Annotated in this window: 21 protein-coding genes; 7 read left to right on the plus strand and 14 right to left on the minus strand. The window is 38.0% G+C overall.

Annotation, left to right across the window (positions count from 1 at the left end; all coding sequences use genetic code 11):
- Positions 1 to 40: 40 nt before the first annotated feature.
- Both KYH19_RS17075 and KYH19_RS17080 read right to left on the minus strand, forming a co-directional pair.
- Positions 41 to 1,336, minus strand: coding sequence for a c-type cytochrome (locus tag KYH19_RS17075; RefSeq protein ID WP_219075973.1), 1,296 nt, complete (start codon positions 1,334 to 1,336; stop codon positions 41 to 43).
- Positions 1,337 to 1,591: 255 nt separating this feature from the next.
- Entirely contained in the window at positions 1,592 to 2,572 is a 981-nt protein-coding gene (locus tag KYH19_RS17080) for a deoxyhypusine synthase family protein (RefSeq protein ID WP_121284005.1), read from the minus strand.
- Between the two features lie 620 nt (positions 2,573 to 3,192).
- Here KYH19_RS17080 and KYH19_RS17085 point away from each other — a divergent pair.
- Positions 3,193 to 4,323, plus strand: a complete 1,131-nt coding sequence (locus tag KYH19_RS17085; RefSeq protein WP_219075974.1) for a BamA/TamA family outer membrane protein — start codon at positions 3,193 to 3,195, stop codon at positions 4,321 to 4,323.
- Positions 4,324 to 4,676: 353 nt separating this feature from the next.
- On the opposite strand, the gene KYH19_RS17090 is transcribed toward KYH19_RS17085, so the two are convergent.
- The 6 genes from KYH19_RS17090 to KYH19_RS17115 form a co-directional block, all read right to left on the minus strand.
- Positions 4,677 to 7,055 carry an outer membrane beta-barrel protein gene (locus KYH19_RS17090; RefSeq protein ID WP_219075975.1) on the minus strand — a complete coding sequence of 793 codons (2,379 nt, stop codon included), beginning with the start codon at positions 7,053 to 7,055 and terminating at the stop codon, positions 4,677 to 4,679.
- Between the two features lie 5 nt (positions 7,056 to 7,060).
- On the minus strand, positions 7,061 to 9,235 hold the full coding sequence (locus tag KYH19_RS17095; protein ID WP_219075976.1) for a M56 family metallopeptidase: 2,175 nt from the start codon (positions 9,233 to 9,235) through the stop codon (positions 7,061 to 7,063).
- 11 nt (positions 9,236 to 9,246) lie between these two features.
- Positions 9,247 to 10,800, minus strand: coding sequence for an N-acetylmuramoyl-L-alanine amidase (locus KYH19_RS17100; RefSeq protein ID WP_219075977.1), 1,554 nt, complete (start codon positions 10,798 to 10,800; stop codon positions 9,247 to 9,249).
- A complete protein-coding gene (locus tag KYH19_RS17105) occupies positions 10,797 to 11,165 on the minus strand; it encodes a BlaI/MecI/CopY family transcriptional regulator (protein WP_219075978.1) in 369 nt (122 codons plus the stop codon). The genes KYH19_RS17100 and KYH19_RS17105 overlap by 4 nt, the downstream gene beginning before the upstream one ends.
- Positions 11,166 to 11,884: 719 nt before the next feature.
- Entirely contained in the window at positions 11,885 to 12,553 is a 669-nt protein-coding gene (locus KYH19_RS17110) for a DUF1345 domain-containing protein (protein WP_219075979.1), read from the minus strand.
- Between the two features lie 4 nt (positions 12,554 to 12,557).
- Entirely contained in the window at positions 12,558 to 13,340 is a 783-nt protein-coding gene (locus KYH19_RS17115) for an O-methyltransferase (RefSeq protein WP_219075980.1), read from the minus strand.
- A 44-nt stretch (positions 13,341 to 13,384) separates the two neighbouring features.
- On the opposite strand from KYH19_RS17115, the gene KYH19_RS17120 reads away from it, so the two are divergent.
- Both KYH19_RS17120 and KYH19_RS17125 read left to right on the plus strand, forming a co-directional pair.
- A complete protein-coding gene (locus tag KYH19_RS17120; protein WP_121284010.1) occupies positions 13,385 to 14,254 on the plus strand; it encodes a transglutaminase-like domain-containing protein in 870 nt (289 codons plus the stop codon).
- A gap of 52 nt (positions 14,255 to 14,306) precedes the next feature.
- On the plus strand, positions 14,307 to 15,398 hold the full coding sequence (locus KYH19_RS17125; protein WP_219075981.1) for a glycoside hydrolase family 18 protein: 1,092 nt from the start codon (positions 14,307 to 14,309) through the stop codon (positions 15,396 to 15,398).
- Here KYH19_RS17125 and KYH19_RS17130 read toward each other — a convergent pair.
- From KYH19_RS17130 to KYH19_RS17155, 6 genes are all read right to left on the minus strand, one after another.
- On the minus strand, positions 15,365 to 15,847 hold the full coding sequence (locus KYH19_RS17130; protein WP_219075982.1) for a CAP domain-containing protein: 483 nt from the start codon (positions 15,845 to 15,847) through the stop codon (positions 15,365 to 15,367). The genes KYH19_RS17125 and KYH19_RS17130 overlap by 34 nt on opposite strands.
- Before the next feature lie 65 nt (positions 15,848 to 15,912).
- Positions 15,913 to 16,740, minus strand: a complete 828-nt coding sequence (locus KYH19_RS17135; RefSeq protein ID WP_219075983.1) for a glycoside hydrolase — start codon at positions 16,738 to 16,740, stop codon at positions 15,913 to 15,915.
- A gap of 407 nt (positions 16,741 to 17,147) precedes the next feature.
- Positions 17,148 to 18,059, minus strand: a complete 912-nt coding sequence (locus KYH19_RS17140; RefSeq protein WP_219075984.1) for an alpha/beta hydrolase — start codon at positions 18,057 to 18,059, stop codon at positions 17,148 to 17,150.
- Positions 18,060 to 18,061: 2 nt separating this feature from the next.
- Complete coding sequence (locus KYH19_RS17145) at positions 18,062 to 18,580, minus strand: hypothetical protein (RefSeq protein WP_219075985.1); 519 nt, start codon at positions 18,578 to 18,580, stop codon at positions 18,062 to 18,064.
- A 39-nt stretch (positions 18,581 to 18,619) separates the two neighbouring features.
- Positions 18,620 to 19,694 (minus strand): peptide chain release factor 2 gene (prfB, locus tag KYH19_RS17150; RefSeq protein WP_132399187.1). Its coding sequence is split into 2 segments (ribosomal slippage): positions 18,620 to 19,633 and positions 19,635 to 19,694, totalling 1,074 coding nucleotides; the frame shifts between segments, so codons are not numbered across the junction.
- Positions 19,695 to 19,844: 150 nt separating this feature from the next.
- The gene (locus KYH19_RS17155) at positions 19,845 to 21,149 is read right to left on the minus strand and encodes an amidohydrolase (RefSeq protein WP_219075986.1); all 1,305 of its coding nucleotides are present in this window, start codon (positions 21,147 to 21,149) and stop codon (positions 19,845 to 19,847) included.
- A gap of 273 nt (positions 21,150 to 21,422) precedes the next feature.
- Between KYH19_RS17155 and pgi the strand changes: the two genes are divergently transcribed.
- The 4 genes from pgi (at position 21,423) to KYH19_RS17175 (ending at position 25,559) form a co-directional block, all read left to right on the plus strand.
- Positions 21,423 to 23,072, plus strand: a complete 1,650-nt coding sequence (gene pgi, locus KYH19_RS17160) for a glucose-6-phosphate isomerase (RefSeq protein ID WP_219075987.1) — start codon at positions 21,423 to 21,425, stop codon at positions 23,070 to 23,072.
- A gap of 570 nt (positions 23,073 to 23,642) precedes the next feature.
- Positions 23,643 to 24,005 carry a cytochrome c gene (locus KYH19_RS17165; RefSeq protein ID WP_219075988.1) on the plus strand — a complete coding sequence of 121 codons (363 nt, stop codon included), beginning with the start codon at positions 23,643 to 23,645 and terminating at the stop codon, positions 24,003 to 24,005.
- Positions 24,006 to 24,063: 58 nt separating this feature from the next.
- Positions 24,064 to 24,606, plus strand: a complete 543-nt coding sequence (locus KYH19_RS17170; RefSeq protein WP_219075989.1) for a YceI family protein — start codon at positions 24,064 to 24,066, stop codon at positions 24,604 to 24,606.
- Between the two features lie 5 nt (positions 24,607 to 24,611).
- Positions 24,612 to 25,559 carry a DUF5777 family beta-barrel protein gene (locus KYH19_RS17175; protein WP_219075990.1) on the plus strand — a complete coding sequence of 316 codons (948 nt, stop codon included), beginning with the start codon at positions 24,612 to 24,614 and terminating at the stop codon, positions 25,557 to 25,559.
- Positions 25,560 to 25,644: the final 85 nt, after the last annotated feature.

The following is a 25,644-nucleotide window of genomic DNA, read 5'->3' on the forward strand; positions in this document are numbered from 1 at the left end:
TATTACTGTTTATTCGAACGTTCTTACTAAACTCTATCTATTAATAGTGGCATTTACCACACTCTAAACCACCCAATAACGCTGGTGTAATTTTCTCGCCTTTTTTAATCTTTTCGTGCGCTTCGATCACCTTAGCGTAGAAAGCATTATTTTTCTGACCAGAAATATCTGTTTCTTTATGGCAGTTAATACACCATTTCATGGTTAATGGAGAATATTGGTAAATTTCTTCCATAGTATTAACCGGACCGTGACAAGCGAAACATACAGGTTCTGTTGGTTGCAATCCTTTTGCTTTACGAATGGCATCTTCTGCAACAACTACGTGCTGAGAGTGATTGAAATATGCAAAATCAGGAAGGTTGTGTACACGTACCCACTCCATTGGTTTAGCTTTACTTTCATCGTACTTCTGAGTTTCAGGATCGTAACCTAAAGCATTGTAGATCTTTTTAATCTCAGGAGAAATCTCACCTTCATATTTATCTCTTGCCTGAACAGCTTTATGGCAGTTCATACAAACGTTTAATGATGGGATAGTTGCATTTTTAGATTTAAATGCTCCATTGTGGCAATACTGACAATCGATCTGATTGATACCCGCATGCAATTCGTGTGAGAATTTAATTGGCTGAACTGGTTGGTAACCGGTATGAACACCAGTATTCCACATGCCCATCCAACCGAATGAACCTAAACAGATGATTAAACACAAGATAAAGAACATCACAAATTTCTTGTTCTTGAACATCTTGCGCACACCAACCTTTAATGGCACATCTTCTTCAATCTCGATACCTTGTTTTTGCAGGATCAAACGTTCTAATAATTTAGAAGCGCGACCTAAGATTACTAAAATAACAATCGCCAATACAACGATAGCTACAATACCTGCAATTGATAAACCTGAAGTTGATTCGTCTTTTGCTGCAACAGCACCACCCGGAGGATTAGCCACTTTTGGCTCACCTTCTTTAATGTATTGTAAGATGTCTTTAACTTTCGTTTCGTCTAACTCAGGAAAAGAAGTCATTGCAATTTTTCCGTTTTCGTTAAAAAGTTTAACAGCATCAGGGTTACCAGAAGCAACTAAGCCTTGCGAATTTGGAATCCATTTTAAAAGGAACTCTTCAGAGTGACGATCGCTTACACCAGTTAAGGCCGGACCAACCAATTTAGAATCTAACGCGTGGCACGAAGAACATTTTGCTTTGAAAAGCGTTCTTCCCTCTTTAGCATCCTGCGCATTTACGGTAGAAACCGCTATTACGGAAATTGCTGAAAACACGAATAACGACTTCCAAACGCTTTTTAAAATCATCGAGATATCTCTCATAATGAACACTTTATACTTATTTAATTTACTTTTTGTTGTGAAATTGATGCTGAACTAGGGGTAGCCCCACCAAAACTTGAACAAAAGTATAACTTATTAATAAATCCCATGACATAATAGTGACTTGAAATACAATTTATAATCATTCTAAACAAATGCCAATTCAAGCCACTCAGGCAATAAAAATGCCCATTTTTGATAGATTATCTCCAATGGGCATACCATAAACCAATTTGGTTTATTTATTTTTTCTGATTATTGTTTTAATATCCAGGCAAACATTAACGGTGCAACAATTGTCGCATCACTTTCTACGATAAATTTTGGCGTGTGGATATCCAGTTTACCCCAGGTAATCTTTTCGTTCGGTACGGCACCAGAATAAGAGCCATAAGAAGTGGTCGAATCGGAGATCTGGCAGAAATAACTCCAGAAAGGAATATTTTCCATTTCCATATCCTGATAAAGCATTGGTACCACACAGATCGGGAAATCGCCGGCAATACCACCACCAATCTGGAAGAAGCCAATTCCTTTACCACCACTGTTTGCAATATACCAATCGGCTAACCAGCCCATATATTCAATACCACCTTTTACTGTGGTTGCAGTAAGTTCCTTTTTCATTACATAAGAGGCGAAGATGTTACCCATAGTAGAATCTTCCCATCCTGGTACCACAATTGGCAAATTCTTTTCTGCCGCAGCTAACATCCATGAATTTTTAGGATCAATTTCATAGTATTGCTCCAAATCGCCACTTAAAAGCATTTTGTACATAAATTCATGCGGAAAATAACGCTCACCTGCAGCTTCAGCATCCATCCAGATTTTATGGATGTGCTTCTGCAAACGGCGGAAAGCTTCTTCTTCAGGAATACAGGTATCGGTAACGCGGTTATAATGGTTCTCTAAAAGATCCCATTCGTCCTGCGGACTTAAATCGCGATAGTTTGGTACACGTTTATAATGGGAGTGTGCTACCAGGTTCATAATATCTTCTTCAAGGTTTGCACCTGTACAAGAAATAATAGCCACTTTATCCTGGCGGATCATCTCTGCAAGTGAAATTCCCAATTCTGCAGTACTCATTGCACCAGCAAGTGTGATCATCATTTTACCACCTTCATCTAAATGCGTTTCGTATCCTTTAGCCGCATCCATCATTGCCGCAGCATTAAAATGGAGGTAATTACGCTCCATAAACTGAGATATTGGTCCTCTTGTATTGCTCATTTCGTTTTGTATTGTTTGCCGCAAAAATAGGTATTTAGGCCGAAAGGTGAAAACGTAAAAGCGTTTAGCGTTTGGGGCATGGCGTTTGGCGCATAGCACTTAGGGCACAGAGCCTATTTACTTATAAAAATTAGAGTTGATCATCCCCTCACGGTTTGGCATCCTGAGCGTAGTCGAAGGATCTTTTATTTGAAAAGCAGTTTTAGTGTAACTATTAAAGTTAGTCCGGCTTTCCAGTACAAGTCCTCGGTTCGTACCTCACCTGTGGGCTTTCCCCTACAATCCGGTTTAGGTGGCGGCTAGGAGAGGTAATAATACAGGTTCCAATTTCCAATGATAAATTTCAATAAAAGTGTCGTCATCTCGACTGAAACGCAGTGAAATGGAGAGATCTATCTATACAGATTTCTCGACTGCGTTGCACTCCGCTCGAAATGACGTTTTGGGTGTTTGGAATTGGGATTGAGCAGTTGCCAGATACAATTAAACAATTAACCAGTTAACCAACTTCTTACTAAATTTCCTTTTCTTTGCAGTAATGAAACCATCATGAGCAAACCACTTACAATACGAGGATATGCTCATGATAGCTTCATCGCCTATAAAATCAAAAAAACTTGATGAAAAAATATTATCTGATTATTTTCCTGGCGCTCGTTTCAGGAAGTTCATTCGCACAAATGAAACTGATCAAAAAGATGCTCTCAAACGAAAAAGATACTACCCGTAAAGCAAGCTTTTTACCTTTACCAGCCTTTGGCTATAGTCAGGAAACAGGATTTGAGTTTGGCGTGGGTGCGATTTATTCTTTTTATGTAGACCGTAAAGACACACTGAACCGCAGTTCCAATTTCGCGTTGAATACCACCTACTCCACTAAAAAGACAGCTAATTTTATGCTAAAAGGTGATATGTGGACAAAAGGAAACAAATATCACTTTATTGGCGATATCCGTTTTAAAAACCAGCCCTTTAACTTTTATGGTATCGGCAACAACGCTAAAAAGATAGATGAAGACAAACTAGACCAAAGGGTTTTTAAAACACTTTTTGATGCCGAAATGAACACTTTACCCAAAGCTTATACAGGTGTTTCATTAGGTTTTGAGAATTATCATTTTATAGACAAGCAAGCCGGAGGCATTTATACCACTAACCCACAAATTTTAGATAAAGATGGTGGTTCGGTCGCATGGATCGGCGCATCGCAGAGTTACGATACCCGAAACAGCAACAACTACCCTACCAAAGGTTTTTTCGGGAGGGCAACCTACCAATATGCACCTGATTTTTTTGGTGGAGAAAGTTTCAATGGATCACAGATCAAACTAGACCTCCGAGGTTTCTTTAGTTTGGCACCAAAAGTGGTTTTGGGCGTACAGGGCATTTATTACACCATTCAAAGCAAAAGCACGCCATTTTATTTATTACAACAGTTAGGCAACGACCAAATGATGCGTGGTTACTACAGTGGCCGCTATCGTGATGAAAACCTTATGGCGGCACAAGCCGAAATCCGCTACCGTTTTATGAACCGTTTTGGGATCGTGGCTTTCGCCGGTACGGGTAAAGTATTTGCTAACGGCCAATTTAATACCGATGGATTAAAACCAAATTTTGGTGTTGGTGGCCGTTACTTTTTCGATCCGGCTAAAGGTTTGAGCGTTAGGCTAGATTATGGTATAGGAGAAAAATTGCCAAATGAAAAACGCCAGGCCGGGTTTTATATCAGTTTGGCAGAAGCGTTTTAGGGATGGGTAATGTAAGAGGGAAAATGGATGATGGCATTTTGAGTTCTTCCCATCTGTCTTGTCATCCTGTGGGATAATTTATTGTATAAAATCAATATAAATGATAAAGAAGCTTTAGGAGATAACTACCTCAAGTAATCGTCATTTCGAGCGGAGTGCAACGCAGTTGAGAACCACGAAGTGCTCAGCGAAGCTAAATCTGCCTAGATAGATCTCTCCATTCCGCTGCGCTTCAGTCGAGATGACGACTTTTCTTTGTATCTATCATTCATAACGCAATCGAAAAATTTTAATCATAGATACACACGGATCAACACAAATCCCTTCCATCATCCATATTACATCTTCCATAATTAATTATTTCTCCTCCGCTCCTCTTCATTCCCTAACTTCCTATCCTGCTGTTTAATCTTTTCATTGCCAAAATTATAACGGAAGGTGATCCGAAGCTGACGGCTATCGTAATAGTTATTGTACTCTTGCTTGATGTCATTTACCAGACTATTAAAACGGTACCGGTTTGTTTTTAAGACATCACTTGCCGTTATCGCCAATTGTATTTTTTTATTAACGAATAAAGCTTTAATTCCCAGATCAAGGTTATATTGAGTTTTATTTTGATTCAATCCCTCAATTGTTGGGAATTGGTGCCAGAAACTGGCTTCGCCCAAAATGGTTTTAGATTGGTTAAACACAAATTGATTGAGCGTAGAAAAATAAACACCAAATCCGTTCAGGCTACTTTGGGTTTGCGCGATGCCAGAATGGGATATTGTGTAAAAAACATCCGCTTGATTGATACTCTCCCACCATTTCAAAGGATTTAGCGTAATGGCATTGCTGAATTGATAATGATACCCTGTAATAAAGTTAACGGGTTTGGCAGCCTGAATATTCGTACCAGCATCAATAAAATTGACATCATTAAAGCCGTTTGTGGTATGGCTAAAAGATAGTGTCGTGGTGAAGATATTATTGTAAGTATGAGAAATTTCGATGTTGTCGTTATACGATGGCTGTAAAAAAGGGTTTCCTTCGGTATAAGCATATTGGTTGCTGTACCAGCGGAAAGGATTTAGTTTGCGATAAGCAGGCCGGTTGATCCGGCGGCCATAATTAGCAGAAAAAGTGCTTTTGTTATTTACAAGGTAACCGATGTAAAGCGTAGGAAAAAGCCTGAAATACTCACTTCGATTTTGTTCATTAACCGAAACGCCATCAATCTGTGTGTATTCTCCTCTCAGACCAGCCTGAAAATCCCAGCGCTTTAGGCTTTTATTATAGTTAATGTAGAGGGCCTGTGTGTTTTCCTGATAATTAAAGAGATTGGTTTGGCCGGGTTCCAGCTCATAAACCGTATTGCGGACTTTATAAAAAGCAAGATCACTCTCGTTATGGATAAAACTCAATTTTGCACCAAAAGATAGCTTAAAGGTTTTATGAGGCAAATCTATATCAGCCTTTACGGTAAATAAATCTATATTTTGTTTACTGGCAGATAGATATTCGGCAAAAGAATTCGGGCTCATTATTCCATTTTGAAAATAACTGGTATTGTTAAAAAACCTTTCTTTATCATCCATGTATTTAAACCAATCGCCATTTATAAGCAGCTGTTTTCCTGCAGAATCTAAGGCTTTTTTAAAATACACATTGGCGGAATTATAATGAGATCTGATTTTGGCATTGGCATCAGAATTCAGCACTGAATCTAAACTACCTGTTTTATTATAAACAGTGGTTTTAATATTTTCTTCAGAATGGAAGTTGGTTAACCCACCGTTGTACGATAATCCTAATACCGTTTTTGGAGAAGTCTGATAATCCATTCCGATCTGTCCACTGGGCACCGTCCTAAAATTCCGGTCTTTATTTACAATGTTCCAGGTTTGGTTGGGATAAAAAACATCACTCTGCTCAAAAGGAACCAGAGATCCTTTCCGGATATTAAAGTTTGTGGAAAGCGTAATTTTATTTTTCCTGTAACTTAAACTCCCACCTGCAGATACCGTTGGATGAATAGCTTTTGTAAAAGCGGTATTTATCGACCCCTTAAATCCTTCGGCAGCAACTTTCTTTAGTACAATATTGATCAAGCCATTATTTCCCTGTGCGTCGTATTTTGCCGGGGGATTGGTAATCACTTCAATCCTGACGATGTTATCTGATGAAATTGACTTTAAATAATTAGACAGCTCATCATCAGATAAGAGCACCAATTTATCATTAATCATAATATTAACAGCACCTTTGCCCACCAATGAAACCCTATCATTCAAAACCCTAACTCCTGGCACTTTAGAAAGCAGTTCCAAAGCATCTGTTCCGATGGCAGAAACACTGTTCTCCACATTAAAAACGGTCCTATCGATCTGTTTTTCTATTAACGCTTTTCTGGCACTGATTTGAACGTCAGGAAGCTTATTTGTATTTTCCTGGAGTTGAATGTTAATCAGCGTATCTCTGCTTAAGCTCAGTAACCTGTTCTCAACTTTGAAATTGAGTGCAGCATAAGTGATCTCATATTTTCCAGACTGCAAATTGCTGAACTGGTAAAACCCGAGGCTGTCTGTTTGTGTATAATTGACCTGATTTTTAGCGTCTGAAATTTTAACAGTAATGAATGGCAAAGTTTCATGCACCTGGTCAGTTACCTTCCCTGAGAGTTTAAGTTGAGCATCGCAATTGATGATGATAAAAAATAAAACAAGAAAGCCTAATGTTCTTATCATTCAAACTATTTGTTGCCCTGCCAAACTTCAACTTTACCATTAATATCAAATTCACCATAAGAACCAATCGCTGTTATTCCGGTTAGTTTGTTTCGAAGGATAAGATTTTTAGCCGTTATTTTTTCCGTATTCTTGTTATAGGTAGCTGCCTCGGCTGATATGGTAAAATTTTTATAATCCAATTTTGCTTTCCCATAAAGCGTAACAATTGATTTGTCTCTACTCATCTTTACAGAATCCCGGGCACTATAAGCTACATCTGAATTGTCGATATTATCAATAAAAGCAATAGAATTAATCAATTTTTCAAGATCATTGCCTTTTTTAGTTTCATCACCGATATCAATACGATAATCTCCTTTTTTTAGGTCAAACGTCATGAGGTTAGACTTTACCATAACGCTTTGTTTAGAATTTTTAATCGATGCATTTTTGGCGATCATTTTATTGTTAGCCTGATCCAACTCAACATACCTGGCTTCTAACCTGCAGTTGCTAATGTCGATAACCACATTTTCCAGATAAGAAACTTTGAACTGCACATCACCGGTTATTTTAGAAAACGAGATGATTTTAGGCGTAACTGGTTTGGCAACTTCAGTTGGTTGATTTTTTACTACAGCTACTTTCTGTTTCCCATCGTTAAAGTAAAACCGATTATAAAGTGCTTCATTTTTGATTGTATATTTTTTAGGCTCAGAATACAGCACAATCATTTTATCGGTAGCATAAATATTTTTTGCCACCAATGTTTCGCCGATAAATTTAACCAATACCTCGTCGCCTACTTTAAAGTTATCATCCTTTATATTTTGAGCCTTAAGATTTAAGTTGATGGTAAAAAGGCCATCATTCAGAACGATCTTTTCAATCTTACCATTAATGTCTTTTTCTATCGTTTTAATTTTAGATGAGGCAGAACGCGCTTTATTGGCTTCATATAAAAAGGCATAATGTTCTATTTTTTGCTCGTAAATTAAACTTCCGTCAAAAGTGGTAATCTTTGTTGCATTATATATAGGTCTATTAGTCTCTGCGATAACTTTTCCATTTTTATCCATTTTTCGCATATTAAAGCCTTTAACTGATGTATAAACGATAATTTCATCTCCAACTTTAATCTTTTCTTTAAAAGTGGTGGCTTCAATCGGGTAAATCTTTCCATCCGATAATAAATGGAATGTATAAAGACCTATAGTTTCTTTTTTAATGTTAAGGACTTTCCCCTTCAAGGCTCCTTCGTAAAAGTCTTTCGAAGGTTTGCTTTTATCTTTTATATTTTGTGCATACACTACCTGAACGGCAAATAGCCAGACCAATCCCACAGCAACGGGGATGGCCAATAAGTAAATTAATTTTTTCATGTTTTTAGATTTAGCGTGGAACAACATTTTAATACGGGCTTTAATCGGGCTCTTCACAAAGTTGTGGATCAGCGGCATATTACTTTTGCTTATCGCCAGTTTTAAGAGTAGGTTGGCATATGCCTCACTGCCACAATCTGCTGAAGTAATATCATCTGCCTCATATTCATGCACCTGCTCTAAAGCTTTATCATATAGGTAAACTATGGGATTAAACCATAAAACGGATTTGAAAACCATTAAAATAATTTTATCTATCGAATGATATTGCCTGGCGTGTACCTGCTCGTGTTTAAGCAGAACCGATAAATCCGTTGCACTTAAATCCGCATCATTTATAAAAACATAGTTAAAGAAGGAGCAGTTGGTAAAACCCTCTGTTTTGGTAATCAGCTTTAGTCCACTACTATTTTTGGTATAATTCCCTGTATGTTTAAGCAAAACGAATAAGCGCCATAGGCAAAGGAGCAATAAAAGCAAAGCGATGCCACTATAAGCATAAGCCATTATGCCCACCCAATCAGTTTTAGATGTCACCTCTGGCTGGTATTCGACCATAACAGGCTGAATAAGTTGCACAGGGGCAGGTTGAATTGGTTTTAAATCAGGCATGTCTACAAGCTCAGTTTCTAACATGGGCATTTCACGTTTAACCTCAAACTGCAAAGCAGGAATAATAAAACTCAGGAACAAAGAAGCCAGCAAATAAAAACGGTTGATTTTAAAGAAGGTGAGCTTTCTTAAAACCACCAGGTAAAAACCAAAAAACAATGCCGTACAGGCAGTAACTTTAAGCAGATAGGTTAACCATTCCATAACTATAATTATTAACAGCCCCGTTTAGAAAAAGCTATAAATCCGTCCAAAATCAAATTACTGATTCTCCGGATATTTTTTTCCTGATTAATATAATTTAATGTTTTACTGTCGGATATATTGCCGAGTTCAATTAAAACTGCCGGCGCCTTTGATTCTCTCAATAAAAATAAACTTCCGTTTTTTAAAGAATCTCTTACTTCCATTCCGTTAAGCTGCTTTAACTTGTTTAAAATGCCAGCTCCCAGATCTTCCGCAAGTTTTATATTGCTGTTCTGTTTCGAAACATACACCTCAATACCATCGAAAGGTACAGGTGCATCTACCTGTGTTACATTATGATGAATAGATATAAATGCTGTAGCTTCTCCCTTAGGCAAACGGTCTCTAAGTGATAAAAATTTATCGGTACTCCTGGTTAATATTATTTTTATTCCTCTTTTTCCGGCTTCTTCCTGCAGTATTTTCACCGCCCTTAAGTTCAGGTCTTTTTCTTTTTGTCCATCAAGTGCAGAACCAGCTCCGTCTTTCCCTCCATGACCAGCATCAAGAACCAAAACAGGTTCTACTTCATTAAAAGCAGGATTTGGATTAACCTTAATGTTGCTGTTTAAGTAGTTCATAGCATAAACATTCGGCTTTACAGGTGCATCTGCAGAAGCCTGATTCCCTGTCGATTTTTTCTCAATAATAATTTCTTTTCGGTTTATAAATGCCATACAGCAAATCATTAATACCGGAATAATGGCTACATAGGCAAGCTTTTGCAGTTTTGCGTTTGGTTCTTTGTACAACATCATGATCCTGTTTTTTAGTGGAAGTTTACTAAAACTATTCATCGCTAAATTTTGGGCTGGCATAGCCAGGTTTAAAAGTAAAGAAGCATAAACCTTCTTATCTGCAACTTTAGCGGTTTCACGGTCGGCCAGAAATTCGTGGTTATGATCAATGGCATTCCGCCAGAAATAAATAATGGGGTTAAACCAAAGGATTGCCGCAACGAAATTGACTAAAAGTTTGTCGACGACATGCAGTTGCTTCACATGGACCGATTCATGTTTTATCACCAGATTCCTTTCTTCATGTTGTAAAGAGGAGTCTATAATAATCTGGTTAAAAAATGAACAGTTTTTTATGGTAGATTTCTCATTAACCAGGATAACGGCCCCGCTTCTGTTAATAGCATGTTTACGCAGCTGGATATGAATAATTACCATCACAAACAGCATTCTAAAAACAAAAAAGACTAAAATTGAGCAATAACCATACATAAGCACTTGATCCCAGTTTAGGCTATTATTGGTGGCGCTACCTTCGTCCAGAAAATCCTGCTCAACAACACCATCATTGCTATAGGCTATTTTTGATGGAATCTCCTGGTTAATTATCATTATTTCATGGCGGTTTTCGATAGTAAGCGCCGGGATACCAAAACTCAACACCAACATCAATAATAAATAAACACGGTTCAGGTTAAAAAACGTGAGCCTGGCCAGCAATAACTGATAAGCGGCAAAGAATATGAATGTACAGGCCGAAACCTTCAATAAATAAATTAAAATCATGGTTTCGAATCCTGGTTAATGATTTTCTTAATTTCTTCTATATCTTTTTCACTTAGTTTTTCCTCTTTTACCATAAATGATAACAGGCTGGTTGGAGAATTATTAAAATAGCCGGCAAAAAGCTTAGAGAAAGTAGTTTTGGCATACTCATCTTTTGTAATGGCCGGAAAATACTCGTATGTTTTCCCATAAGCCTTATAGTTAACATAGCCTTTCTTCTCTAAAAGCCTGACAATTGATGAGATGGTATTATAAGGCGGTTTAGGTTCGTCTTCAAGTTCATCAATAATATCTTTCACAAATGCCTTCTGCAGTTTCCATAAAACCTGCATAATGCGCTCTTCTGCTTTGGTTAATTCTTCCATACTCAAATCTATAACTTACTTTTCAGTTTTACAACTAAAAAACAAGTTATATTACTGAAAAATCAGTTTAAAATCATAATAATCTGATATACAGTGTTATAAAATTAAAATATACACCTATTTGAAAATGAATGACCTGTGGCTCTTGGCTATTGGAGTCCTGCCATTCGCTTTACTTCGTTACACTACGTGTTCGCTGCTGTCAGGTTTATGACCGAACGGCTTGCCCCTGGTATGGAGCCAAAAGCATTTAACTGTTGTTTCTAAACCCGATCGAAGCGGGATGCCGATTCTTCATCGGCAGAAGCGGGAGCGGGACCGAAACCTGCTAAAAAAACCGGACTGCTCATTTCCTAATCCTAAGCATTAACACTTTTTATTTGAAAATGAACGGACTGTGGTTCTTGGCTCTTGTAGCCCTGCCATTCGCTTTATCCCGATGAAGAATCGGGATGCTCGCTTCTGTCAGGTTTATGACCGAACGGCTTGCCCTGGTATGGAGCCAAAAGCATTTAACTGTTGTTTCTAAACCCGATCGAAGCGGGATGCCGATTCTTCATCGGCAGAAGCGGGAGCGGGACCGAAACCTGCTAAAAGAACCGGACTGCTCATTTCCAAAAAAACTGCTATTACTAAGAATCAGCTAAGGCCAGACCAAACTGACGAAGTTCTCCTTCGCTCAGGCATTTCTAAACTTCGTAAGTTTTCCCAGAAAGAAATTACTTGCTTAGCCCTGCCAGTGCATTAATGGTTAATGCTACAATAACAGTATTGAAAATAAAGGCGATTAAACTGTGCAAAAGGGATAGTCGTCTGATCTCCCTATTCGAAATTTCGACATCAGAAACCTGGAAAGTCATGCCCAGAACAAAAGAAAAGTAAGCAAAGTCGATAAAATCAGGTTCATCATTGCCTGGAAACTCCAACCCCGAACCATCTTTTTCCGATTTTTCCTTCTGCTTGCCGCCATAATACAAATGGGCATAACGCATGGTAAAAGTAGTATGCACTAAAAACCACGATAAAAACATGCCAAGTATGGCAATGATTAAATCTAGCGGTTCAATATCCTTGTTAATTAGCAACAGAATTACCGCCAGTAAACCTGCAAAGGTAGAAACCACTACAATAACAAAAATTTCGCCACGGGTTTCATCCTGCATTTTGGCTTTTAAATGAGTTTCGGCAGAAGAGGTATGAAAAAACATATACCAATGGAGGGTATTTAACACCACACAAAAAACATCCCACCCAAACATAATATGCGTAAGGGTATCCATTTTACAAAGAAACGAAAGCAGGTAAGCTGCGATTCCTGAGAAAAGGCTAAGCAGCAAAACAAAAAGTGCTGATCGTTTTTGAATGCCTGCTAATTTCGGTTCCTGCATGGGTTTAAAACTTAAGTTTAAAATGTTCTTTAACCTGCCCCTTTTTAAAATAAACCAATCCAATCCAAAATAAATCGATGGTTACCGTAACATCAGGGTGATTTTTAATTTCAGTCCAGGCTTCTTTCATTCCTTCGCTCCAATAAATATCGTCAAAAATGAGTAACGAATTTTCGGTAACTTTTGGCAGGCACCATTTAAAATAATTCAAAGTAGCATCTTTCCGGTGGTTTCCGTCGATATATACAAAATCGAGGCTGGGCTGGCGGGCAATAATATCGGGTAAAATCAAATCAAAGTTGCCCACATGGAGTTCGATATTCTCTAAATCTAAATCCTGGAAATTTTTCCTGGCTACCTCTGCAGTCTGCGGACAACCTTCTATGGTAATGACTTCGGTCTGTGGATCTGTCTTAGCAAGATAAGCAGTGGTAATGCCTAAACAGGTACCCAATTCAATTGCACTTTTTGCCTCGGTATTTTTAGCTAACCGATAAATAAGCTTGGCTAACTTTGGGCTTTTTAACGCATTCTTGGCAATTTGACTTACCTTCTTGGTACGGCTCTTATTAAGGTGAGAACCCGCTCCAAGATCTGTAACGTTGATTATTGAATCGTCATTAAAAAGTTTTTTTCGTTGCTCTTCTATATTTTTGTATTCAGATTTGTCGTTAAAGTCGTAAATTACCTCATCAGCGAGCTTGTACACAAATGGCGAATGCGTTCCGTGTCTGCTCTTAGCTGTTAAACGGTGTTTAAGGTAATCTTTAATAAATTGAAATAGCATAATATTGCAAAAGTAATTAAACGCCGCAAACGTATGTATGTTTTATGGAAAATATCGCAGAGATAAGTGCTTTAGTAAAACTGTTGGATGATCCGGACGAGGAAGTATTCCAGCATGTAGAAAAGAAACTGCTTGAATATGGCGGTGAAGTAATCCACTATTTAGAAAATGCCTGGGAACAATCTTTCGATGGCTTGATGCAGGAACGCATTGAAAATATTGTCCATCAAATCCAGTTCAAAACCGTTAAAGAAGACCTAAACCTTTGGTATTTAAGTGGTGCTTTTGATTTATTACAAGGCGCCCTGATTATAAACCGTTACCAATATCCTGATTTAGATGAGCAAAAAGTAATTAACCAAATTGAAGAGATAAAAAGGGATATCTGGTTGGGGCTGCAGTACGAAATGAGTTCGGTTGAGAAAGTAAAACTAATTAACCACGTGTTATACCAGCAATATGGCTTTGGCGGCAACACCAAAAACCATCACGATCCTCAAAACTCTTACTTAAATCAGGTTTTAGAAAGCAAAAAAGGCAACCAGATTTCGTTGGCCATTATTTACTCTACCCTGGCCCAAAAATTAGATCTGCCAGTATATGGGATTAATTTGCCACAGCATTTTATTTTAGGTTACATTGATGATAGTAAGCAAGAGGGCGCTGAGTATGGTGTGCTATTTTATATCAATGCCTTTAACCGTGGTAATATTTTTGGCAAACATGATGTGGATCAGTTTTTGCGTCAACTTAACTTAGAAGCTTTACCTGAATATTATAAACCCTGCAGTAATACCGATATCATCCGCCGCGTAATCAGAAACCTGATTTCGGCTTATGAAAATGCCGGAGCAACCGAAAAAGTAGCTGAATTAAACGAACTCCAAAACATTTTAGCAGAGAACAGCATTTAAATTCCCCCACCCTGTGTACAAAAATATTTATAATTTACCTAGAATTTGCCTGATGGCTTTAATGCTTTTCGCTGGTAGCCTAAAAGCGCAAACAGTAAAACCCAACGTAATTGCCTATTATAGCGGACAAAACACGGTAATAGATCGCTTCCCGATTGAAAAACTGAGCCACCTGATTTACAGCTTTGGACATTTAAAAGGTGATAGTTTAAACATCACATCTGCTGAAGATTCGGCTTTGATTTCGAAAATGGTTAAGCTCAAAAAACGTAACCCCAATTTAAAGGTTATGATTGCCATGGGGGGCTGGGGTGCCTGCGCTAATTGTTCAGAAGTATTTAGCAGAGCTGATGGGCGAAAAACATTTGCTGAAACAACTAAAGCACTTTTAGATTTCTTCAAGGCCGATGGTATAGATCTCGACTGGGAATACCCGGCTATTTCGGGTTATCCCGGGCACAGGTATACGCCTGATGATAAGCATAACTTTACTTTATTGATTAAAGAACTGAGAGAAAAGCTCGGCAAAGAAGCAGAGATTAGTTTCGCAGCCGGAGGATCTCAAAACAGCATCGATTCTTGCTTTGAATGGGATAAGGTAATGCCACTGGTAAACCGGGTAAATGTAATGAGTTACGATCTGGTAGGTGGATATGCATCGCAAAGTGGACATCATTCGCCTTTATATTCTACCCCACAACAAACTTTATCCGCCGATTATGCTGTAAAAGCTTTAATTGGTTTGGGTGTACCTGCGCAAAAAATTGCTTTAGGAGCAGCATTCTACGCCCGTATTTTTGAAAACACAACCAATGCGAACCAGGGATTATACCAGCCTACAAAATTTTTAAGCAGCCTTGCCTTTAAGGATTTCAACAAAAAGTTCTCAACGAAAAATGGCTATACCTATTATTGGGATGAGGTAGCGAAAGCTCCTTATTATTATAATCCGAAAACCCGGTATTTCGTCACTTTTGATGATCCAAAATCAATTTCATTAAAAACCAAATATGTAATTGATCAAAAATTAAATGGCATTATGTTTTGGGAATTAGCTAATGATTTGTATAGCAATGGCTTACTTAATGTAATTGATAAAACGATAAAAGATTATAAGGAACTGCCGAAGGTTACCACCCAATAATTTTGTGCCATACCTACACCAGCTTCACTACTTTTAGCATCCATCATGGCTTTACAATGGCTTACACTATTTTTCCACGCGGCAATCACCTGATCCACATCAGAATATCCTTTGGCTAAATTTTCTGTCCTAAAATGGCCTTTATAACCTGCATTTAATGTACGTTCGGCGGGAGTACCGCCATCTGGAGATAAATGATCAAAATAGTTTTGTTCTGCCATGTCTTTTGCATGCATTATTGCCGCATTTTGCAACTGGTTATTTGAAGATAAGCTGGGTACCGGGGGCATATATTCAGCACCACAATTACATCCGCTCTGTCTTAGCAGATTAATCCTGTTAATCAATAAAGCAACATTGTTTTGTGGCGTTGTTATTTCATCCTTTTTGCACTGCGTTAGTAAAACACAGAGCAATATACCGCCAAGAAAGAATAAATATTTGTTCATATTTTATTTATGATACAATGGAGGCAGCTGCAATGCTGCCTCCAAATTAATTTTTATTTAAGCAATTAGAAAGCTCTTTCTCTACCCAGGTAAATATTTTTGCCAGTGTACAAAGTATTACCAGACGGACCAGGAGCGCCACTATCTCCTTCCATTTGCATGTTGATGATTAGCCACATGGGCTTATTTACCGAATTACTCATGGTATGCTTGGCCACCCAAACATTATCAATGTAATAATGGCAATCTACATCCGTTGCACTTACTTTATTGTACCAGCATTTATAATTGTGGTAAGAGCCTGCGTTAGAAACTGCAGTAAGTTTATTTTCCCAACCACCATCATAAGTGTTTTGCCAATTGGTATTATTGCCTTTAAATTCCATAATATCGCTTTCTGGTGGCCACGAATTAACGCCCGTAATCCAGAATGCAGGCCAGGTACCTTTACTAGTTGGCACGGCAAAATCTCCTGAAATGGTATAACTGGGAAACTGATCGTTAATAAGCACCTGTTGCTTGGCATGGCATGCGCCAGAGTTATACCAAATGGCCACATTGGTAAAGCCATTAGCTGTACTGTTTCCAGGTGACGTGGCTAAACGGGTAGCTTTAATTGTTAATACGCCTCCGCTTAAAGAGATTTGATTGTGGTTAGAAGAACTACCCACCATGCGTGCCGAACCATTATGATCAGTACCCCAGGGATAGTTGTAATTCCATTGTGCCTCAAAATTAGCGTAGCTGGCAAAAGAATTGCCATCAATTAATGTTTCCCAGGCTTTAACCTGACCATTTTCGGATTTAATTTCAGCCTTATCTTTTTTGCAAGATAAAAGCCCGGTAAACAAGCATACCAATAGCAGGCACCATTTCGTTGTTTCTTTTCTCATTTTTTTTGAATTAGGTAAATATTTGGTTAATTGTAAAAGCATTACGTTTGACCTAACTTCATAAAAACTGAATACAAGCATATTAAATTCAAAACTGTAAATCTGCTTATATATTTTTACGTATGTGGTTAGATCATTTGCAGCATCAAAGTCAAAAATGACATATACGTAAGCAAATTTATACAAACCATAACTAAAAAATAAGGGGTTAAATCGTAAAAATAGAGTGGTAAAATGGGATTTATAGCTTGTTTACTGAAGAATGTAAAAACGATATAAAAGCAAAAGCCTGACCACAAATCATGATCAGGCTTTATTTAAATGTTTAAATTTCTATTTGAGTGATCAAATAAGTTTAAAGTGGCTTAAATTAAATCAGGTGAAGAGGTTAAAAATCATTGAGGATATCAAAATTTCTCTTTCTTCATCCAGGTAGCCAATAAGTTAAACCAGTCTACATCTGAAGTTTTATTAATCAGACCAAAGCCATGTCCACCTTTTTCATATAGATAAATATCAGTATCTACCTTATTCTGCTTTAGTGCCTCATTCATTAAAACACTATTTTCATAAGGAACGGTTTTATCATCTTTAGCATGTACAAAGAAAACAGGGGGTGTTTTTTTGTTCACATTTTTATTTGCCGAGAAATAATGTTTTAAACTGTCAGCAGGATTTGGCCCCAATAAATTCTTCATGGTACCAGTATGTACTGATTCTTCGAAACTAATTACAGGATAAATTAATGCAGCAAAATTTGGTCTCAGACTTACCTTTTCAGGATCAGAAATTTTAAGATCGTTATAATGAGCAACCAAAGTTGATGCAAAATGTCCACCTGCAGAAAAGCCCATAATTCCAATCTTACTGGTCTTAATCCTATATTTTTTCGCATTTTTTCTAACCAGGTAAATGGCTTGCTGTGCATCTTGCAACGGCCCATAGGTTTTATCAACCATAATTTCATCGCTCGGCAAACGGTATTTCAATACAAAGGCAGTTACTCCAATGGCATTAAAGCGTTTAGCTACATCAGTACCTTCATGACTAAAGGCCAAAGCCCCATACCCCCCACCCGGGCAGATGATTACCGCTGTACCAGTGGCAATGTCTTTAGGTGCTTCGAAAACAGTTAATGTAGGTATTGATACTTTGGTAATACTTAAAGTGCCATTTGAGCGGACTTCGGTATTTTCTACATAGGTTGCTGGCGTAGGTTTTGCACCTGGAATGTCGCCAGTATACAACGGGATTACTTCTTGTGCTTTCACATCCATCACTAAAATGGCTAGAATTAACAGGGTTAAACAAAATTTCATATCTATTTTATTTCTTTTTTAGTAGATCTAAGATAAAACAATAGCGATTTAAATTCCTCATCAGTCATTAAATGGATTGGAATAAAAAATGACGTATGCATCATCACATTTGTTATGCTGATGTATTGATCATAAACTTTGAACGATGTGAGGATATTCCATTTTGCGAAAGATCGATAATTATCGGTAATACCTTCTATGCCTTCATCAGTAATTATCAACTTACGCGTGTTTGAAGGAAATGCCAGATTCGTAGTATTTTCAAACTTAATCCAAAAACTACGTTTTGCCCTTAATAGCCTAATAAAAGCACTTAAAGCAACAACCCAACAGAAAATTAATACACTTAAATCCGTCTCTTCATTCCTTACAATGTAGTGCAAATAGCCGTACATAACAATTCCTAACACGAAGAAGACTAATGAAACAATTTTAAGTCTCTTGCTAAACGTCTTCCAGATTATCTGGTTTGACTCTAATAAGCTTTTTTTTACATTAAAGTCTTCGATAATGATATCCATATCTAATTCCTTTGCTTATATCTGATCGAAATACATTTGTTAGAACTCCATTAAATAAGCCTTTAAAAAGTCGTTAATATCACCGTTTAAAACTGCATCAGGATTGGAGGTCTGGTAATTGGTACGGTGGTCTTTCACGCGCCTGTCGTCTAAAACATAACTCCTGATTTGCGAACCCCACTCTATCTTTTTCTTCGATCCTTCTACCGCAGCAATGGCTTCATTCCGTTTACGTTCTTCGATCTCATACAATTGAGATTTAAGCAACCGAATCGCATTCTCTTTATTCTGTAATTGCGATCGCGACTCCTGGTTTTTAATAATGATACCAGATGGTTTGTGATATAAACGCACAGCTGTCTCAACTTTGTTCACATTTTGTCCGCCGGCACCGCCTGCCCTGAAAGTTTCGAACTCGATATCAGCTGGGTTAATATCAATCTGAATGGTATCATCCACTAAAGGATAAACATATACCGAGGCAAAAGAAGTATGTCTACGGGCATTCGAGTCGAAGGGAGAAATACGCACTAAACGATGTACCCCATTTTCGCCTTTCAGGTAGCCGTAAGAAAAATCGCCATCGAATTGAAGCGTTACTGATTTTATCCCTGCAACCTCCCCTTCCTGGCTATCCTGTTCGGTAATTTTGTAACCGTTCTTTTCACCCCACATCATATACATCCGCATCAGCATGTAAGCCCAATCGCAGCTTTCAGTTCCTCCAGCTCCGGCAGTAATTTGTAATACTGCAGAAAGCTGGTCTTCTTTGCTGCGCAGCATATTTTTAAGTTCGAGTTCTTCTACAGCAGTTTTGGCGATCTCGAACTGATCCTGAAGCTCAGCTTCTGAAGCATCTCCCGATTGAAAAAACTCAAACATCACCACTGCATCCTCAACCGCGTTGCTGGTTTGGTTAAAGCCATCTGTCCATTTTTTCTTTGAACTGATTTCGGCAAGAATTTTTTCTGCTTTTTTAGGGTCGTCCCAGAAATCGGGCGCCATTGTTAATTTTTCTTCTTCGCGGATAGCGTAAAGTAGCTCATCAACGTCAAAGATACCTCCTCAGCGACGTTACTCTGTCCCTTAAATCCTGAATATTTTCTTTGGTCATGGAACAAATATATAAAATCGCTTTGAGCATAGCGCATGGCGGAAAGCAATTTCAATTAAAACTGATCCTTTACTATTTGTTAAACCAATTTATTTTCTTTATTCATGCACCATGACTAATAAACCAATGACAAATGAACTAATGAACCTCTTATTTTTTCATCGACATATAATCCAGCGTTAGATTAGAGAGTAATTTAACCCCTAAAACGAAACCGCTTTCATCAAGGTAAAAATCTGGTGTGTGGTGCGATGCTGCTTTCAAAGGATCTTTGCCTTTTGGCATTCCTCCTAAAAACACAAATAAACCAGGTACTTTTTCCTGGAAAAAAGAGAAATCTTCTGCACCGGTAACCGGTGGTTTTAATTTCACGTGATTTTTACCTGCTGTTAATTCCATGCTTGGCAACATCTTTTCGGTTAGTGCAATATTATTAAAGGTAACCGGATAATGATTACTGTAAGGAATTTTCACTTCGGCTGTTGCGCCACCTGCCTCAGCTGTTTTCGTAGCGATGGTTTTAATCCTTTCGATAAACATGGCTTCATCTTCCTTACTAAAGTTGCGCACTGTACCTAACATCTCAACCTTTTCGGGGATAATGTTCGATCGCACACCACCATTAATGGCACCAATGGTAACCACTCCGGGGTTTTCGGTCACGTTTAAATTCCTACTTACAATGGTTTGAAGGCTATTGATAATCTGAGCGGAAACCACCACGGGATCGATACTGCTCCATGGGTATGCCCCATGTGCCTGCCTTCCGGTAACAGTAATCTTCATATCGTTAACTGCAGCCATTGTTCCACCCGGGCGATAAGTTACATCACCAACTTCAGTTTGAGAATTGATGTGTAAACCGAAAATCACATCAACTTTAGGATTTTCGAGCACACCTTCCTTAATCATTAATGCTGCGCCACCTTCATCTCCCACAGGCACGCCTTCCTCGGCAGGCTGAAATATAAATTTCACAGTCCCTTGAATATCTTTTTGCATAGATGCCAGCACTTCTGCTACCCCCATTAAAATAGCCACATGACTATCATGTCCACAGGCATGCATTACACCAACCTCTTGACCGTTATACTGGGTTTTCACTTTCGAGGCAAACGGAACATCTACCCGCTCGGTAACCGGTAAGCCATCCATATCAGCACGTAAAGCCACCACAGAACCTGGCTTCCCTCCTTTTAGCACACCAACTACTCCTGTTTTGGCTACGCTGGTGGTTACTTTTATCCCTAAAGATTCTAAATGTTTTGCAATAATACCGGCTGTTCTTACTTCGGTATTTCCCAACTCTGGGTGTTCGTGAAAATCGCGCCGCCAGGCAATTACTTTTTGTTCAATGGCATCCGCTTTTTTTGAAACCAATGGCCTTAAATCTGATTTTTGTGCAAAAGAATTTAACGCCAGTAGCGAAAAACCGATCAGGGATATTTTCTTCATAAATGAATGGTTTAGTTTAGGTTGCCCTAAGCTAAACAATTTTAGGGAGAGATGGAATTTGGTTTTATCTGAACAGGTAACAACAGGAGTCTGCAAGTATCGGCACTAAGGTTTCCAAAATGGATTTTAGAGTTGTCAACTTTAATGGCAGGTTTGCTATTAAAGTTGACAACTCTTCTTAGTTTAATCAACATTAAAAATTCTTATTGATTTAGAACAATAAAAAGACAATTTTAAATTTTTGCTTTATTACTTTTACAAAAAACAAAGATTATGTTACCTAAAATAAATTTCACAGAAACTGAGGCATATAAGTATTTAGCCGATCATTTTATAGATATTAATCAAAAAAGCATTAAAGATCTTTTTGCTGAAGATGCAGATCGTTTCAATAAATTTTCTGTTTTTTTTGAGGATATTCTACTGGACTACAGCAAAAACCGTATCAGCGATGAAACATTAGCACTATTGATTCAATTGGCACGCGAGTGTAAACTGGATGAAGCGATAAAATCAATGTATAACGGTGATAAGATTAATGAAACCGAAGACCGTTCGGTACTTCACATCGCCTTACGTAATTTAAGCAATACACCAATTTTAGTTGATGGCAAAGATGTAATGCCTGAAGTAAATGCAGTATTGGCTAAAATGGAGAAATTTAGTAATAGCATCATCAGTGGTGAATGGAAAGGTTATACTGGCAAAGCCATTACTGATGTGGTAAATATTGGAATCGGTGGATCGGATTTGGGGCCTGTAATGGTCACCGAAGCTTTGAAACATTATAAAAACCACTTAAATATTCACTTTGTTTCGAATATTGATGGTACACACATCGCTGAAACATTAGCGGGTCTGAATGCCGAAACAACGTTATTCCTGGTAGCATCGAAAACTTTTACCACGCAAGAAACCATGACGAATGCACACTCTGCCCGTACCTGGTTTTTAGATAAAGGTGGCAAAGAAAGTGATATTGCTAAACACTTCGCAGCATTATCTACCAATGCCAAAGATGTTTCTGCTTTTGGCATCGATACCGAAAACATGTTTGAGTTTTGGGATTGGGTTGGCGGTCGTTACTCTTTATGGAGTGCTATCGGCTTATCGATCTCATTAAGCATAGGCTTCGATAATTTTAAACAATTATTGGCTGGTGCACATGCAACTGATAACCATTTTAAAACTGCCGAATTTGAAAGTAACCTACCGGTAATATTAGGTTTGTTAGGCGTTTGGTATATCAATTTCTATAATGCAGAAACGCAGGTTATCTTACCTTACGACCAATATATGCATCGTTTTGCTGCTTATTTTCAACAGGGAGATATGGAGAGTAATGGCAAACATGTTGATAGAAACGGCAACGAGGTTGATTATGAAACCGGGCCGATTATCTGGGGCGAACCAGGTACAAATGGTCAGCATGCCTTTTATCAGTTAATTCATCAGGGTACGCGGATTATTCCTGCAGATTTTATTGCTCCGGCGCAGAGTTTAAACCCACTAGGCGATCATCACCCTATCTTACTATCGAACTTTTTTGCGCAAACAGAAGCATTAATGAACGGTAAAACCGAAGAAGAAGTAACAGCCGAGTTGAAGAAAGAAGGTAAACCTGATTCAGAAATTGAAAAAATTGCACCGTTTAAAGTATTCGAAGGCAATCGTCCAACAAACTCAATATTGTTGAAAAAAGTAACGCCATATACTTTAGGTAGCTTAGTAGCCATTTACGAACATAAAATATTTGTTCAGGGAATTATCTGGAACATCTTTAGTTTCGATCAGTGGGGAGTAGAACTTGGCAAACAATTGGCCAAAAAGATTCTTCCTGAACTGGCTGACAACGAAAAAGTTTCGAGCCATGATAGTTCTACCAACGGATTAATTAACCAATACAAAACCTGGAGAAATTAAAGCTGCAGTACGGCAAAAGTAGGTGTACTGATGTTTTTAAATAAACAAATATCACTTCCGACAAAAAGAAAATTGATTATACAACACCAAATTGGGTTTACTTGTGAAAGATAAGCGTACCATTACCAAATGGTGCGTCTGAAATTAGGCAAATTACAAGAAAGTTGGCAATATGCTATTTCCACTTACTTTAACTCAATCGGTGGTGAGTCCACAAGGTTTTCAGCTGTAATTAAAGACATTAAAATCAATCCACCCTTAAAGGCCGAAGATTTTAGCTAGGTTTTAGATAAATTTATCACGAAAGCCGTTCCGATGTAAAATCGGAACGGCTTTTTTTTGTTTTTTTTATTCCCGCAGGCAACCAATTCTTAGAAAGCTACGTAACGATTAAGATTTCAGCAGAAATTACATAAAACCATGCTTATTATAAATAACAATTATACTTTTCAAACAAACAGAACATAAATTTTAAAAAAACGGCCGTTCCTGTAAAATTTCATTGAGCGCAATCATACATGAATATATAGAAATGAATCTTCCACCAATTTTAATCTTAAATAAACACCTATGAAAAAACAAAATTCAATCTTTTTATTAGCCGTAATTACGGCCTTACTATTTGCCTGCTCAAAAAGGCAGGCTGAGGAATTAAAACCAGCAGCTCCTACAGGTCCAACAGCGGTAACCACTGCCAATGTAACCTACAACAATTTTGCAGGCGCACTATTTCAAACTAAATGTAATAGCTGCCATGGCCCTAATGGGGGATTGAAAGGCGTATGGGCATTAAATGGTTTAGCCTCTATAAAAAATGATGCGCGAGTAGCTAATGCTGTTCTGGTTACCAAAACAATGCCACAAGGTGGATCTCTAACAGCCAATGAAAGAGAGTTATTACAAGCCTGGGTTGATAAAGGTATGCCAGAATAACAAATAAACATTAACGCTAAATCAAGATGTTTCCATTAAAAATTTAAACAAAACACCGATGCAAAAACTATTTTTCACCTTAATAGCCTTGTTATTATGCACAGGCATAAAAGCGCAGATCTGGGTAAGTAAAAGCGTAACTTCTTCATTTTTTTCTTCCACACCTGTAGAAGATATCGATGCACAGAGTAAAACAGGTGCTTCGGCACTTAATACCAAAACCAACGATATCATTTTCAAAATCAACAATACTTCTTTTCAGTTTAAGAAAAAACTGATGCAGGAGCATTTTAACGAAAATTATATGGAGAGTGATAAGTTCCCAACTTCTGATTTTAAAGGAAAAATTGTAGAACAGATCGATTTTTCAAAACCGGGTACTTATCCCGTTACGGTTAAGGGTAACCTGCAGATCCATGGCATAACCAAAGAATATACAACAAAAGGATCGTTAGTAATTACCGGCGATGAGGCAAAAGCTACATCTACATTTAATGTAAAACTGGCCGATCATGGTATCAAAATCCCAACGATCGTTTTTAAACAGATTGCAGAAACCATACAGGTAAAAATGACCGCTATTTATCAACCCAAAAAATAAAACTTATGAAATTTCGTCTAAAATCTCTTTTATATCTATCTATTACCCTCTTGCCTACCTTAGCTTTTGCACAAGATTCGCTCGAAAAAGCATTGCAAATGCCTGCTGAAAAAAAGAATGTACAGGCTACTTTTAAGGCAACCAAACTGATCAACATCCAAACCAATGAAACCATTTATAAAAATGAACTGGATTTTAGGGTAGATCACCGTTTTGGCGATATTGCAGGCAGTGCAGGTGGTACCAAAAACTTTTTTGGGCTGGATCAATCAACAGATATCCGAATTGGCTTTGAATACGGAATCAGCGATAGGCTTTCCGTTGGTTTATCAAGGGCAAAAGGAGCCGGTGTGGTAACACAGCTTTACGAAGGGAATTTAAAATACCGTTTGCTGGAGCAAACCGCCGATGATAAAGTACCTGTTGCAGTAACCTTATTCGGCAGCACTACCGTTTCTGCAGCGAAAGCTTCAACCGACCCCACCGCTGCAAATGCATTTAGCGAATTCCAGGATCGCTTAACTTATGTGGTTCAAGCCGTAATTGCCCGTAAGTTTAATTCAAACTTTTCAATGCTGATAATGCCATCGTATGTACACCGCAATTTTACCGTTTTTGGTGATCAAAACGATATGCTTGCCTTGTCGGTTGGTGGCCGTATCAAAATTACCAAACGCATGGCTTTTGTAGCCGATTATACCATTCCATTCAGGGATAAAAATAAAGAGGCTTATCTCGAAAGTACATTGGGAACGAAATATTACAAAACACTTGGTGCCGGACTTGAGTTTGAAACCGGAGGGCATATTTTTCACCTCAATTTCACTAATGCTACCGCAATACAGGAATCGCAGTTTATTACCGATACGAATACTTCGTGGCTTAAAGGGCAATACCGCTGGGGCTTTAGTATAGCACGTAGGTTTTCTTTTGATAAGAAAAAAGCAAAATAGATCAGATTCAAGCAAAGTTTATCCGCTTACTGTTTTAGTAAACACATTGACCGCAACAGCTTAAGCTTTTGTTTTTGAGGATAAA

The organism is Pedobacter sp. D749, assembly GCF_019317285.1.
Lineage (GTDB): Bacteria > Bacteroidota > Bacteroidia > Sphingobacteriales > Sphingobacteriaceae > Pedobacter.

Coding starts and splice junctions, on each gene's coding strand:
- KYH19_RS17075 (WP_219075973.1), bottom strand. CDS start 1,336: ATGAGAGATATCTCGATGATTTTAAAAAGCGTTTGGAAGTCGTTATTC.
- KYH19_RS17080 (WP_121284005.1), bottom strand. CDS start 2,572: ATGAGCAATACAAGAGGACCAATATCTCAGTTTATGGAGCGTAATTAC.
- KYH19_RS17085 (WP_219075974.1), top strand. CDS start 3,193: ATGAAAAAATATTATCTGATTATTTTCCTGGCGCTCGTTTCAGGAAGT.
- KYH19_RS17090 (WP_219075975.1), bottom strand. CDS start 7,055: ATGATAAGAACATTAGGCTTTCTTGTTTTATTTTTTATCATCATCAAT.
- KYH19_RS17095 (WP_219075976.1), bottom strand. CDS start 9,235: ATGGAATGGTTAACCTATCTGCTTAAAGTTACTGCCTGTACGGCATTG.
- KYH19_RS17100 (WP_219075977.1), bottom strand. CDS start 10,800: ATGATTTTAATTTATTTATTGAAGGTTTCGGCCTGTACATTCATATTC.
- KYH19_RS17105 (WP_219075978.1), bottom strand. CDS start 11,165: ATGGAAGAATTAACCAAAGCAGAAGAGCGCATTATGCAGGTTTTATGG.
- KYH19_RS17110 (WP_219075979.1), bottom strand. CDS start 12,553: ATGCAGGAACCGAAATTAGCAGGCATTCAAAAACGATCAGCACTTTTT.
- KYH19_RS17115 (WP_219075980.1), bottom strand. CDS start 13,340: ATGCTATTTCAATTTATTAAAGATTACCTTAAACACCGTTTAACAGCT.
- KYH19_RS17120 (WP_121284010.1), top strand. CDS start 13,385: ATGGAAAATATCGCAGAGATAAGTGCTTTAGTAAAACTGTTGGATGAT.
- KYH19_RS17125 (WP_219075981.1), top strand. CDS start 14,307: ATGGCTTTAATGCTTTTCGCTGGTAGCCTAAAAGCGCAAACAGTAAAA.
- KYH19_RS17130 (WP_219075982.1), bottom strand. CDS start 15,847: ATGAACAAATATTTATTCTTTCTTGGCGGTATATTGCTCTGTGTTTTA.
- KYH19_RS17135 (WP_219075983.1), bottom strand. CDS start 16,740: ATGAGAAAAGAAACAACGAAATGGTGCCTGCTATTGGTATGCTTGTTT.
- KYH19_RS17140 (WP_219075984.1), bottom strand. CDS start 18,059: ATGAAATTTTGTTTAACCCTGTTAATTCTAGCCATTTTAGTGATGGAT.
- KYH19_RS17145 (WP_219075985.1), bottom strand. CDS start 18,580: ATGGATATCATTATCGAAGACTTTAATGTAAAAAAAAGCTTATTAGAG.
- KYH19_RS17155 (WP_219075986.1), bottom strand. CDS start 21,149: ATGAAGAAAATATCCCTGATCGGTTTTTCGCTACTGGCGTTAAATTCT.
- pgi (WP_219075987.1), top strand. CDS start 21,423: ATGTTACCTAAAATAAATTTCACAGAAACTGAGGCATATAAGTATTTA.
- KYH19_RS17165 (WP_219075988.1), top strand. CDS start 23,643: ATGAAAAAACAAAATTCAATCTTTTTATTAGCCGTAATTACGGCCTTA.
- KYH19_RS17170 (WP_219075989.1), top strand. CDS start 24,064: ATGCAAAAACTATTTTTCACCTTAATAGCCTTGTTATTATGCACAGGC.
- KYH19_RS17175 (WP_219075990.1), top strand. CDS start 24,612: ATGAAATTTCGTCTAAAATCTCTTTTATATCTATCTATTACCCTCTTG.